Here is a 12606-nt window from a genome sequence, read left to right on the forward strand (position 1 = left end):
TGTTTCGGGGAGGCGAAGACTCGGCACGAATGCGGGGAACCCGCCCGTCGCTCTCGCGACGTTCGTGACGAATCGCGCGGTGTCAGTGGCCGATGAGGGGGCCGAGCGCGCGGGCGATGAGGGAGGCGCGGCCGGTGAGGGACTCCTCCAGGTCGGCGCCCTCCATCGCCAGGAGGCCGGCGTTGGCGCCCGCGAAACGGAGCGGCTCGGGCTCCCAGGGTCGTGAGCGGTGGCCCACCCAGGGAAGGCCTGTCAGGGCGGTGGCCCGCCCGGCGATGAGGTCGGCGAGTGTGCGGCCCGCGAGATTGGTGGTGCTCAGTCCGTCGCCGACATAGCCGCCCGCCCAGGCCTCCTTGCGCGCGGCGTCGAGGCCGACGCCGGCGTGCCAGTCACGCGGGACGCCGAGCGGACCGCCCCAGTGGTGGGTGATGCGCGCGCCCGCGGCATCGGGAAAGAGGTCGAAGAGGGTGCGCACCAGGTGGTCGCGCACCGTCTGCGAGCGGTCGTACGCCGGATGGACGGCGCTGCCCAGGTGGTAGCGTGCCCCGCGCCCGCCGAACGCGAACCGATCGTCCGCGGTGCGCTGTCCGTAGACGATGAGGTTACGGAAGTCGGTGAACGTCTGCCCGTGCGCGATCCCGATGCGGTCCCACGTCTCCTCGGAGAGCGGCTCGGTGGCGATCATGAGCGAGTAGAGCGGAAGGATGCGGCGGCCGACCTGCGGCACCTGGGAGCCGTAGCCCTCCGTCGCGTTCACGACGACTCCCGCCCGGACCGTGCGCTCCGCGCCGCCCGAGCGGGTCTGGACGACGCCGTCGCGCCACGAGAGCACTTCGGTTCCCTCGGCGATGGTCGCCCCCGCCTCCTCCACGACACGCGCCAGCCCCCGGACGAGCTTGCCGGGGTGGACGCGCGCGCAGTCGGGCGTGTACGTGGCGGCGACCGCGTCGGGGACACCGAATCGCTCGCGCACGGTCGCCGTGCCCCACAGCGCCACCCGGTCGACGCCGAAGCGCTCCGATTCGGCGAACTCCGCGCGCGCGGCGTCCAGTTGCGGACGGGAGCGGGCGAAGGTCACCGTGCCGCCGCGGCGGTAGTCGCAGTCGATGCCCTCGACGTCGGTCACGCGACCGACCTCGTGCACCGTGTCGATCATCGCGCGGCGCTGCGCGACGGCGGCGTCGAAGCCGTAACGCGCCTCCAGTTTCGTCGCCGACCACGGGAAGAGTGCCGAGCACCATCCGCCGTTGCGGCCGGATGCGCCGAACCCGGCGACCTCCTTCTCGAGCAGGACCACCCGCAGGGCCGGGTCGGAGCGCAGCAGGTAGTACGCGGTCCAGAGCCCGGTCAGCCCGGCGCCGACGATGGCGACGTCCGCCTCCACGTCCGCGGTGAGACCGGGCCGGGGCGCGAAACCTCCCTCGGTGTCGGCGATGGAGTCGAACCAGAAGCCGGTGCTGCGATAGTCCATGGGATCTCCGGGTGTCGGGGGAGGTGCGGATACGGAAGGCGGGCCCGGTCGCCGCTCGCGCGGAGGCCGGACCCGCCTCGTGCAGTCGGGTACTGCGGTCTTACAGGTGGTTGCTCGCCTCGGTCAGCACGGACTCGAGGATCTGGCGGATCTCGACGAACTCGTCGGGACCGATGGTCAGCGGCGGTGCGAGCTGGACGACGGGGTCTCCGCGGTCGTCGGCGCGGCAGTACAGGCCCGCGTCGTACAGCGCCTTGGAGAGGAACCCGCGCAGGAGCCGCTCGGACTCGTCGTCGTCGAAGGTCTCCTTCGTGGCCTTGTCCTTCACCAGCTCGATGCCGAAGAAGTAGCCGTCGCCGCGCACGTCGCCGACGATCGGGAGAGCGAGCAGCTTCTCGAGCTCGGCGCGGAAGAGCGGCGAGTTCTCGCGCACGCGGTCGTTCAGACCCTCCTCCTCGAAGATGTCGAGGTTCTCCATCGCGACCGCGGCCGAGACCGGGTGCCCGCCGAACGTGTAGCCGTGGTAGAACGACGTGTTGCCGTGCTTGAACGGCTCGTAGATCTTGTCGCTGATGATGGTCGCGCCGATCGGGGAGTACCCGGAGGTCATCGCCTTGGCACAGGTGATCATGTCGGGCACGTAGCCGTACTGGTCGCAGGCGAACATGTGGCCGATGCGGCCGAAGGCGCAGATGACCTCGTCGCTGACCAGCAGCACGTCGTACTTGTCGCAGATCTCGCGCACGCGCTGGAAGTACCCGGGAGGCGGCGGGAAGCAGCCGCCGGAGTTCTGCACCGGCTCGAGGAAGATCGCTGCGACGGTCTCAGGGCCCTCGAACTGGATCATCTCCTCGATGCGATTGGCCGCCCACACCCCGAAGTCCTCGATGTTGTCGGTCGGGGCCCCCATCTCGCCCGCGCGATAGAAGTTCGTGTTCGGGACGCGGAACCCGCCGGGGGTGAGCGGCTCGAACATCTCCTTCATAGCCGGGATGCCGGTGATCGCGAGCGCACCCTGCGGGGTGCCGTGGTAAGCGACGGAGCGCGAGAGCACCTTGTGCTTGGTCGGGCGCCCCTGCAGCTTCCAGTAGTACTTGGCCAGCTTGAAGGCGGTCTCGACGGCCTCGCCGCCGCCGGTGGAGAAGAAGACGCGGTTGAGGTCGCCGGGCGCGTAGTGCGCGAGCCGGTCAGCGAGCTCGATGGCGTTCGGGTGGGCGTACGACCAGATCGGGAAGAACGCGAGCTGCTCGGCCTGCTTGGCGGCGGCCTCGGCGAGACGCCTGCGACCGTGGCCGGCGTTGACCACGAACAGCCCGGAGAGCCCGTCGATGTAGCGCTTGCCGTGCGAGTCCCAGATGTGATGGCCTTCGCCGCGGGTGATGATCGGCACGCCTGCGCCGTCCTCCATCACCGACTGGCGCGCGAAGTGCATCCAGAGGTGGTCCTTGGCCTTGGCCTGGAGCGTCGCCTCGTCGGAGGTGATCGGCTCGCCGAACGTTTCTACGGTTGTCATGGTTATCGTGTTCCCCAGTTGTAGAACTGTTTGTGGAGTTTGAGATAGACGAACGTCTCGGTCGACAGCACGCCGTCGAGGGATCGGATCTCGGAGTTGAGCATCGTGATGAGGTCGAGGTCGTTCTCGCACACCACCTCGGCCAGGATGTCGTAAGTCCCGGCCGTGAGGACGACGTAGTCGACGGCCGGCATCGCAGCCAGCTTGTCGGCGACCACGCGGGTGTCCCCGGTGACGCGGATCCCGATCATCGCCTGGCGATAGAACCCGAGTTGCATCGGGTCGGTCACGGCTACGATCTGCATCACGCCCGACTCGGTCAGCTTCTGCACGCGCTGGCGGACCGCAGCTTCGCTCAGACCGACGGCCTTGCCGATCTCGGCGTACGACTTGCGGCCGTCCACCTGGAGCTGCTCGATGATCGCCTTGGAGACGTCATCGATCTGCGGAGCCTTCGCGCCGTTCGTTGCCCGAGGGGTACTCATGGAGCGATTCTGTCAGTGGAAGTGCTCTCTGGCAAGCGATTCCGCACGTTCCTGGTGCATTCGGTGACGGAATCAGTAGACTCCCGGCCATGACCGAGCTCAGGAACTTCGTGAACGGCACCCACGTCGAGGCGCGCGGGGACGCGACCCTCACTCTGATCGACCCGGCGACGGAGGAGGTCTACGCGAACGCGCCGATCTCCACCGCCGACGACGTCGCCGACGCCTACCGTGCCGCGCAGACCGCGTTCGAGACGTGGGGGGACACGACTCCCGCGGAACGCCAGCTGGCGCTCTTCCGGATCGCGGACGCGATGGAGGAGCGCGCCGAGGAGTTCGCCGACGCGGAGTCGCAGGACACCGGCAAGCCGCGCTCGACCCTGGTCGACGACGAGATCCTGCTCTCGATCGACCAGATCCGTTTCTTCGCCGGTGCAGCGCGCAACCTGGAGGGCCGCTCGGCCGGCGAGTATCTGCGCGATCACACGTCGTTCATCCGGCGTGAGCCGATCGGCGTCGTCGGGCAGGTGACGCCGTGGAACTACCCGCTCAACATGGCGGTGTGGAAGTTCGCCCCCGCGCTGGCGGCCGGCAACACGACGGTGCTGAAACCGTCGGACACGACGCCCCTGTCGACCCTGCTGCTGGCGGAGGTCGCCGCCGAGTTCCTCCCGGCCGGAGTGCTCAACGTCGTGCTGGGGGACCGCACCACGGGGGCGGCGATGACGGCCGACCCCATCCCGCAGCTCATCTCGATCACCGGGTCGGTGCGCGCCGGAATGGAGGTCGCGCGGGCAGCCTCGTTCGATCTCAAGCGTGTGCACCTGGAGCTCGGCGGCAAGGCGCCGGTGATCGTGTTCGACGACGCCGACATCCCGAAGGCCGTCGAGGGGATCGTCGCCGCGGGCTACTTCAACGCCGGCCAGGACTGCACCGCCGCGACGCGGCTCCTCGTGCAGACGGGCATCCACGACGAGTTCGTCGCGGCGCTGACCGAGTACGCCCGCGCCAACGCCGTGACCGGCGGGCCCCGGGAGGACGGCGTGCTCTACGGCCCGCTCAACAACGCGAACCAGCTGGCGCAGGTCAGCGGCTTCGTGGACCGGCTCCCGGACCACGCGACGGTCGAGACGGGCGGACGACGCCAGGGCGACCGCGGCTATTTCTGGGAGGCGACCATCGTGTCGGGCCTGCGGCAGGACGACGAGGCGGTGCAGAACGAGATCTTCGGCCCCGTGCAGACCGTGCAGCGCTTCGCCGACGAGGCGGAGGCCCTGCGCTGGGCGAACGGCGTGCAGTACGGGCTCGCCTCCTCCGTCTGGACGAAGGATCACGGCCGCGCCATGCGGTTCGCCAAGGGGCTCGACTTCGGCTGCGTGTGGATCAACACCCACATCCCGATCGTCGCGGAGATGCCGCACGGCGGCTTCAAGCACTCCGGCTACGGCAAGGATCTCTCGCAGTACGGCTTCGACGACTACACGCGCATCAAGCACGTCATGAGCTACATCGGGGAGTGACGCCGGAGCCCGACGTCCACCGGGGTCGCATCCTGCCGTTCCGCGCTTGCGGTGGCGGCAGGATGCGACCCCTGCGCCTCCGGGCGGATCAGGACTCGCGGCGCGGGATGCCGAGCGGGTTGCCGTCGCGCAGCTCGGGAGGGAGGACCTCCTGCGGTGCATCCTGATAGGCGATCGGGGTCAGCCAGCGGCGGATCGCGGTCGCGCCGACGGACGTGTGCACGGACGCCGTGGTGGCGGGCCACGCACCGCCGTGATGCTGCGCCCAGCCGATGGCGACCCCGGTGGGCCAGCCGTCGAAGAGCAGCCGCCCGGCGATCTCCGCGAGCCGGGCGGACAGGGCGGTGACGTCCTCGCCCGCCGCGCGATGGATCGTCGCCGTGAGGGATGGCTCGAGAGCGCCGAGCAGGGTATCGAGCTGCCCGGCGCGGTAGCGCACGAGCACGCTGACCGGCCCGAAGCACTCGGTGAGCAGGGCCTCCCGATGCGCGAGGAAGGCCGCGCCGTCCACCAGCGCGAGCGTCGGTGCGGACAGGCTGTCCTCGCCCGGGGCGGCTCGCACGAGCTCGACGCCGGGGAGGGCCCCATAGCCCGCGACCCCGGCCGCGAACGCCGTGCTCATGCCGGCGGTGAGCTGGCGTGACGCGGGGGCGGTGCCGAGCGCCTCCTGCGCCGCGCGCTCGACCTCGCCGCCCTCCGGGAGGAACACCAGCCCGGGCTTGGTGCAGTACTGCCCGGCGTCGCGGGTGAAGGAGGCGACGAGGCCCGCGCCGATCTCCGCCCCGCGCGCCTCGGCCGCGGCCTCGGTCACGACCACCGGATTGATGCTGCCCAGCTCGCCGTAGAACGGGATCGGCGCCAGCCGGGCGGCTGCGAGGTCGAACAGTGCGCGCCCGCCGCGCGTGGAGCCGGTGAAGCCGGCGGCGGCGATGGCAGGATGACGGACCAGCTCAACGCCGGCATCGAGCCCCTCGACGAGCGAGAGCATCCCGGCGGGGAGCACGGACAGCGCGAGCTCCGTCGTCCGGCGCGAGAGGCGGGGGTGGCCGGGATGGGCTTTCACCACGACCGCGCAGCCGGCCGCCAGGGCCGAAGCGGTGTCGTTGCCGAGAACAGAGAAGGCGAACGGGAAGTTCGACGCGGTGTAGACCGCCACCGGGCCGATCGGGCGCAGCATGCGGCGCAGATCGGGGCGCGGCGGGATCAGCTCGGGGTCGGGGGAGTCGAGCGTGGCCTCGAGGTAGGAGCCCTCGCGTGCGACCCCGGCGAAGAACCGGAGCTGCGCAGCGGTGCGGCTCACCTCGCCGTCGAGGCGGGAGGAGGCGAGCGCGGTCTCCTCGGCGGCGAGGGCGACGAGCCCCTCCCTGTCGGCCTCGAGAGCGTCCGCGAGGGCATCGAGCCATCCCGCGCGCTCGTCGCGGGTGCTGCCGGTGCGCATCGCGGCGGCCGCGGCAACGGCGGCCGTGTCGACGACGCCGCTCACGCGAACGCCGCCAGCCCGGTGAGGGCGCGGCCGAGCACGAGCGTGTGGATCTCGTCGGTGCCCTCATAGGTGCGTACCGACTCGAGGTTGGCCATGTGGCGCATCACCGGGAACGCACTGGTGATGCCGTCTCCGCCGAGGATGGTGCGCGCCTCCCGTGCGATCGCCAGGGCCTCCCGCACGCTGTTGAGCTTGCCGACGCTGATCTGTGTCGGCGTGAGGCGACCTGCCTCTTTCAGCCGCCCCAGGTGCAGGGCGAGCAGCATCCCCTTCTCGTACTCGACCAGCATGTTCGCCAGCTTCTCCTGGATGAGCTGGGTCGCTCCGATCGGCCGGCCGAACACCTCCCGGGTGGTCGCGCGGGCGATCGAGACCTCGAGACAGTCGCGCGCCGCGCCCATCGCGCCCCACACGATCCCGTAGCGGGCCTCGTTGAGGCACGAGAAGGGGCCTGACAGCCCGCGCGCCCCGGGAAGCTGCGCCGTCGCGGGCACGCGAACCTCGTCGAGCACGACGTCGCACTGCACGGAGGCCCTCATCGAGAGCTTGCCGTCGATCGCGACCGCCGAGAACCCCGGAGTCGCGGTGGGGACGAGGAAGCCGCGTACGCCGTCATCGGTCGCGGCCCAGACCACGGCGACGTCGGCGAGGACGGCGAGACCGATCCAGCGCTTGGTGCCGGTGATGACCCAGTCTCCGCCGTCGCGCCGTGCCCGGGTGCTCATCGCGGCGGGGTCGCTGCCGCCGTCCGGCTCGGTCAGGGCGAAGCAGCCGATGCGCTCGCCCCGCGCCATCGGGGGCAGCCACTCCGCCTTCTGCTCGGCGGAGCCGAACTTCGAGATGGCGCTCATGGCGAGCGAGCCCTGCACCGAGACGAAGGTGCGCCAGCCGCTGTCGGCGGCCTCGAGCTCGTGGCAGACGAGACCGTAGCTGACGGCCCCGGCTCCCGCGCACCCGTCGTCGGTCAAGTGCATGCCCAGGAAGCCGAGGGCGCCCAGCTCGGCGACGAGCTCCCGCCGGAAGTGCTTGTCCTCGAAGTCCTGCTCGATGACCGGGCGGATGCGGTCGGCCGCGAAGGCACGCGCCTTCGCGGCCCAGGAGCGCTCCTCGTCGGAGAGCAGGTGGTCGATGCTGAAGGCCTCGTCGAGGGGGGATACTGTCACGGTCGGTCCTTGTCGTCGATTGCGGATGCGGGTGTCGTGGCTACGGGAGGCTGCTCGTCGCGCCAGCGGGGCTCGTCGGCGCCGAGGAGGGGCGGCGGCGTGCGGTGGGCCGCCGGCGCGGTGTCGAGCCGGATCGGAGTCGCGGGCTGCCGGTTCGTGCGCCCGGTCGCGGGATCCCGCGTCTCGACGACGGGGGCGAGCCCGAGCTCCTCGGCGAAGGCGAACGCCTCCGCCACCGAGTTGACGAGCCCGGCCGGAACCCGGGCGCGGGCGAGAGCATCGACCCAGTCGGCGGCGGGCCGGGTGGCCAGCGCGGGTTCGAGCAGTGCCCGGAGCGCCGCCCGTTCGCCCACTCTGGCCTCGTTGGTGGCGAAGCGGTCGTCCGCGGCGAGAGCGGGCAGCCCGACGACCTCCGCGAACGCCGCGAACTGTCGGTCCGTGCCGACCGCCACGACGAGCGCTCGGTCGCGCGCGTGGAAGAGCTCGTACGGGGCGATGCTGGGATGCGCGTTGCCGAGTCGCGCGGGCGCGCGCCCGGTCGCCAGGGTGCTGGAGGCCTGATTGCTGAGGGCGGCCAGCAGCGAGCCGAGCAGGTCCACGTCCACGCGTGACCCCCGGCCGGTCTCGTCGCGCGAGCGGAGGGCGAGCAGGATCCCCGCGAGGGCGTTCTGGCCGGTCAGGATGTCGACCAGGGCGACGCCGACCTTGCTCGGCTCACCCTCCGGCGCGCCGGTGATCGACATCAGCCCGCCGACGGCCTGCACCAGCAGGTCGTAGCCCGGGAGGGCGGCACCCGCCTCGCGACCGAATCCCGTGATGGAGCAGTAGACGAGCCTCGGGTTGTCTGCGCGGAGGGAGGCCTCGTCGAGCCCGAAGGCCTCCATCACCCCCGGCCGGAAGTTCTCGACCACGACGTCGGCGGTCGAGGCGAGCCGGCGCGCGTCGGCGAGGCCGCCCTCGGTGCGCAGGTCGCAGACGACCGACCGCTTGTTGCGGTTGACCGACGCGAAGTAGGTGGACTCGCCGGCGTCGTCGACGGGCGGCCGCCAGCCGCGTGTGTCGTCGCCGGCGGGGCTCTCGATCTTCACGACGTCCGCCCCGAAGTCGGCGAGCATCATCGTGGCGTACGGGCCGGCGAGAACGCGGGAGAAGTCCGCGACACGCAGCCCGGCGAGGACTCCGTCGGCCATCAGCGCTCCGTTCCCTCCGGGCGCCTCCGCGCGCCACGATCGTGGATTCATTCTATACCGGATGATTCGATCGGGATATCGTGGGCGGATGACCAGCACCACCGGACCGGCCGCGGCACCCGCCCGCGTCTCGCCCGGGGCACGGGACGCGGTCTTCGCCCAGCTGGCGGATGTCGGGCGCGCCGAGCAGGTGTCTCGGCGCATCGCGGACGCGATCGTGCTGGGCGTGCTCGTGCCGGGGGAGCGCCTCCCGAGCGAGGCCGAACTGGCCAGGCGGTTCGGGGTCGCCCTCGTCACGGCGCGCGAGGGTCTCGGGATGCTGCGGGAGGCGGGGCTGGTCGCCACCCGGCGCGGCCGGGACGGCGGGAGCTTCGTGGTCGCACCCCGCGGCGGCGAGGACGTCCTGCTCGCGTCCCGCCTGCGCGGCCTCTCGCAAGTGGAGCTGGCGGATCTGGGTGTGTACATCATGACGATCGCGGCGGGCTGCGCAGACCGCGCGGCCGAACGCGCGACCTCGGCGGATGGGGAGCGCCTGGTCGCGTGGATCGACGCCGCGCCCTTCGATACCGCCGCCGACGCGCGCCGGAACGCCGGAGGCTTCCTGCTGGAGCTGGCGGTGCTCAGCCAGTCGGCGCGGCTCGTGCGCGAGCAGATCCGCCTCCAGGCCGAGTACGGCCCGCTGCTCTGGATCGGGCTGCAGGACACCGCGCTCCGATCGCGCGTGGTCGGCAGCCTTCGTGCGGCGGCGGAGGCCGTGGCGAGCCGCGAGCGCTCCCGCGCGCGCGAGGCCGTGACGGACCTCATCGGAGCGGTGACGGAGTGGCTCCTCGGCGCCAAGGCGCGCCTGGAGCGGGGCGGGGAGCTCGATGGCTGAGCCGACGCTCACCCCGGGCGAAGCGGCCGAGCGCGTCGGCGCCCTTTTCTCCCGCATCCAGGTGACCCTCGCGGGCTGGCGCGATGCGGTGCTCGCCGTCACTCCCGACCGGCCGACGACGACCGCCCTGGACGCCGCGATCGGAGCGCTCGTGCTTCCGGAACTGGACGCGGCCGACGCTCTCTTCGTCGGCGCAGGATTCATCGCCGCACCCGAGTTGACAGGAACTGACTCCGTCCACTTCTCCTGGTGGCTCGGCCCGCTGGAGGAGAACCCGGTGTACGGCGCCACGATGGGCCCGACCCGTCTGGATCTCACCACACGCTCCTACACCGATTACCTGCGCGACTTCCGGTCCCTCGAGTGGTACCGCGTCCCTCAGTCGACGCATCGGACGCATGTCACCGGTCCGTACGTCGACCACCTCTGCACGTGCGACTACATCGTCACCGTCACCGCCCCGGTCGAGCGGGACGGACGCATGATCGGGGTCGTCGGCGTCGACGTGTTCGTCAAGCGCCTCGAGCGCGACCTGCTGCCGGCCCTCCTCGCCACCGGCGTCCCTCTCGTCTTGGTGAACGCCGACGGGCGCGTCCTCGTCTCGACCGAGCCGTCGGTGCTCGCCGGGGCCGCCGTCGCTACGGAACCTGCGGGCGCCACCACTGCGGTCTGCCCCGGGACCCCGTTCCGGCTCCTCCCGGCGGCTACACTCGGATAGGTCGCCGCGGCAGCGGGCCGTCGCGACGACGAAGAAGGGGGCCACGCGTGAGTCCGGATCCGACGTCGGCCGACGCCCGCGGTGCCGACGCCCCCACCGGGTACGTCCGCTACGCGCCCACCGCCGGTCCCTCGCGCTGGCTGCTGATCGCCGGCCGCCGCTTCGTCGCCGCGGTCGAGAGCACCGTCTCGGACGCCATCGTCGACGCCATCTGGTGGCTGGCCGGGTCCGAGCTCGCCACCATCGAGTCCGTCGTCGGCGCCTTCCCGCTCGCCGGACCCGACAGCGTCCGGTCGTTCGCCGTCGCGGAGATCGGCCGGCCCGGATCGACCGGCGACGTCGTCGTCACGGCGGTCGTGCGCGGGTCCGCCGCGATCGACGTCTTCTCGGTCGGCGGATCCCGCCGGTTCTCGGCCGCCGGGGTGCAGCCGTGGGTCCTCGCCGAGTTCCGCAGTGTCACCGGGCTCGTCCTGCTGGGCGACGACGCCCCCACCGGTCCGGTCGCGCGGCTGTCGATCGGCTCCCTGCCGGTCGGGCTCGGGGTCGTGGACGGCGAGCTGCTCACCTGGTCGCTCTCGCCGATCGAACGGGTCGAACGCAGCGCCGCTCCCGAGCGGAGCGTGACGCCCGGCGGAGCAGGCACCGCCGGCGGCGAAGCCGACCCCGCCGACGGCGAGACGATCATTCCGCAGCGCGGCGCGGGTCTCTTCGGGCATGCGGCGGCGCCCGTGCTCGCGCCCGCGATGCCGTTCGCGGCCACCGGCGGCGAGATCCCGCCGGCCGCCGAGCGGCCCGTCGCACACGAGCTCCCGGGTGCCGTCGACATCGACGAGCCCGGAGTCGCCCTCGACACGCCAGATCTGCTCACCGTGCCCGTGGGGGAGGACGCCCAGCCTCTCACTGGGCCGCTGCTGGTCCCGCCTGCGCCGCCGACCTTCGCCGTCCGGCTGGGGGCGGGGGAAACGCTGGCGCTGGACACCCCGATCGTGTTCGGCAGGCACCCGGCGGCTCCCCGCGTGGGGAGTGGCGTCCCTCCGCGGCTCGTCGCCGTCGTGTCGGCCACTCAGGAGGTCTCCGGGACGCACGTGCGCATCGAGCAGTCCGGCGGCGCAGTGGTCGTCACCGACCTGCGCTCGACGAACGGCACGCGGGTCACCGCCCCCGGCGGCGCCCGTCTGCGTCTGCGGCCCGGCGAGTCGACGGTGGCGCTGGCAGGGGCGACCGTCGAGATCGGCGACGGTAATATCATCGAGATCACCGCCGCGCCGGGCGGCACCGGGGAGACGGACCGGCACCGAGACGAAGAAGGACGCGAGTGACCCAGATCGGTCGCAGCAACAGGCGCCACACCGTGGCCGTGCCCGGCACGCCGGACGCGCGGATCAGCCTCGCCTGGGCGGCGCTCAGCGACAAGGGATACCGGAGGAGCGTCAACGAGGACAGCCTCCTCGCTCGGTCGCCGATCTTCGCCGTGGCCGACGGGATGGGCGGCCACACCGCGGGGGACTTCGCCTCGACGGCGGTGGTGACGCGGCTCGCCGAGCAGGTGTCCACCGCGTTCGTGGGCGAGGCCGCGCTCACCGGCGCGCTCCGATCGGCCGTGGACGACATGGGCCGCGGCGTGGGGCACACCGATCTGGGCACCGGTACGACCGTCACCGGGGTCGCCCTCACCCTGGTCGACGGAGCACCCTACTGGCTTGTCTTCAACATCGGCGACTCGCGCGTGTACAGCTACCGTGACGGCACGCTGGAGCAGCTCACCGTCGACCACTCCATCGTGCAGGAGCTGCTCGACGCGGGAGCGATCACGCCCGCGGAGGCCGAGGTCCACCCGCACAGCAACGTCATCACGCGGGCGGTCGGCTTCAACGAGGACCCGGTTCCCGACTTCTTCCTCTTCCCGATCGTCGCGGGCTCCCGGCTGCTGGTGTGCTCCGACGGGCTCACGAAAGAGCTCACCGAGCACGGGATCCGGTACTTCCTCGGCGAGGGCTCGTCGCCGCTCGATGCGGCCCAGCAGCTCATGGACGCGGCACTGGGCAACGGGGGCCGCGACAACGTGACGGTGGTCGTCGTCGACGTGCTGGCCACCCCCGAGAGCGGCGCGCACCGCGAGGGCGTGTCGCGCCGCGCCGCCCGTCGGCACTGAGCCCGGCGGGCACCCCCGCCATCCGGCCGCCACGTGC

Annotated in this window: 11 protein-coding genes; 5 read left to right on the forward strand and 6 right to left on the reverse strand. The window is 71.9% G+C overall.

Going from position 1 to position 12606, the window contains the following annotated elements:
- Positions 1 to 82: 82 nt before the first annotated feature.
- The 3 genes from IT072_RS10105 to IT072_RS10115 all read right to left on the reverse strand — a co-directional run bounded on the left by IT072_RS10105 (position 83) and on the right by IT072_RS10115 (position 3469).
- Positions 83 to 1471 (reverse strand): NAD(P)/FAD-dependent oxidoreductase, encoded by a 1389-nt coding sequence (locus IT072_RS10105; protein ID WP_223360817.1) that lies wholly within the window; start codon positions 1469 to 1471, stop codon positions 83 to 85.
- Positions 1472 to 1571: 100 nt separating this feature from the next.
- Positions 1572 to 2984, reverse strand: coding sequence for an aspartate aminotransferase family protein (locus IT072_RS10110; protein ID WP_223360818.1), 1413 nt, complete (start codon positions 2982 to 2984; stop codon positions 1572 to 1574).
- Between the two features lie 2 nt (positions 2985 to 2986).
- Complete coding sequence (locus IT072_RS10115) at positions 2987 to 3469, reverse strand: Lrp/AsnC family transcriptional regulator (protein ID WP_223360819.1); 483 nt, start codon at positions 3467 to 3469, stop codon at positions 2987 to 2989.
- Positions 3470 to 3558: 89 nt separating this feature from the next.
- Between IT072_RS10115 and IT072_RS10120 the strand changes: the two genes are divergently transcribed.
- The gene (locus tag IT072_RS10120; protein ID WP_223360820.1) at positions 3559 to 4989 is read left to right on the forward strand and encodes a gamma-aminobutyraldehyde dehydrogenase; all 1431 of its coding nucleotides are present in this window, start codon (positions 3559 to 3561) and stop codon (positions 4987 to 4989) included.
- A gap of 88 nt (positions 4990 to 5077) precedes the next feature.
- Here the strand turns inward: IT072_RS10120 and IT072_RS10125 are convergent, their stop codons facing one another.
- Genes IT072_RS10125 through IT072_RS10135 form a run of 3 tightly spaced genes read right to left on the reverse strand, consistent with a single transcriptional unit; the run spans position 5078 to position 8825 of the window.
- Positions 5078 to 6472 (reverse strand): aldehyde dehydrogenase family protein, encoded by a 1395-nt coding sequence (locus IT072_RS10125; RefSeq protein WP_223360821.1) that lies wholly within the window; start codon positions 6470 to 6472, stop codon positions 5078 to 5080.
- On the reverse strand, positions 6469 to 7635 hold the full coding sequence (locus IT072_RS10130) for an acyl-CoA dehydrogenase family protein (protein ID WP_223360822.1): 1167 nt from the start codon (positions 7633 to 7635) through the stop codon (positions 6469 to 6471). The genes IT072_RS10125 and IT072_RS10130 overlap by 4 nt, the downstream gene beginning before the upstream one ends.
- A complete protein-coding gene (locus tag IT072_RS10135) occupies positions 7632 to 8825 on the reverse strand; it encodes a CaiB/BaiF CoA transferase family protein (protein ID WP_223360823.1) in 1194 nt (397 codons plus the stop codon). The genes IT072_RS10130 and IT072_RS10135 overlap by 4 nt, the downstream gene beginning before the upstream one ends.
- A gap of 88 nt (positions 8826 to 8913) precedes the next feature.
- Between IT072_RS10135 and IT072_RS10140 the strand changes: the two genes are divergently transcribed.
- From IT072_RS10140 to IT072_RS10155, 4 genes are read left to right on the forward strand one after another with little or no spacing between them, the layout of a single operon-like run.
- Positions 8914 to 9699: a FadR/GntR family transcriptional regulator gene (locus IT072_RS10140; protein ID WP_223360824.1), complete on the forward strand. Its 786-nt coding sequence runs from the start codon at positions 8914 to 8916 to the stop codon at positions 9697 to 9699.
- Positions 9692 to 10417 (forward strand): cache domain-containing protein, encoded by a 726-nt coding sequence (locus IT072_RS10145; protein ID WP_223360825.1) that lies wholly within the window; start codon positions 9692 to 9694, stop codon positions 10415 to 10417. Before IT072_RS10140 ends, IT072_RS10145 begins: the two co-directional genes overlap by 8 nt.
- A 47-nt stretch (positions 10418 to 10464) precedes the next feature.
- Positions 10465 to 11736, forward strand: a complete 1272-nt coding sequence (locus IT072_RS10150; protein ID WP_223360826.1) for an FHA domain-containing protein — start codon at positions 10465 to 10467, stop codon at positions 11734 to 11736.
- Positions 11733 to 12569: a PP2C family protein-serine/threonine phosphatase gene (locus IT072_RS10155; protein ID WP_223360827.1), complete on the forward strand. Its 837-nt coding sequence runs from the start codon at positions 11733 to 11735 to the stop codon at positions 12567 to 12569. The genes IT072_RS10150 and IT072_RS10155 overlap by 4 nt, the downstream gene beginning before the upstream one ends.
- Positions 12570 to 12606: the final 37 nt, after the last annotated feature.

This window comes from Leifsonia sp. ZF2019 (assembly GCF_019924635.1).
Classification (GTDB): domain Bacteria; phylum Actinomycetota; class Actinomycetes; order Actinomycetales; family Microbacteriaceae; genus Leifsonia.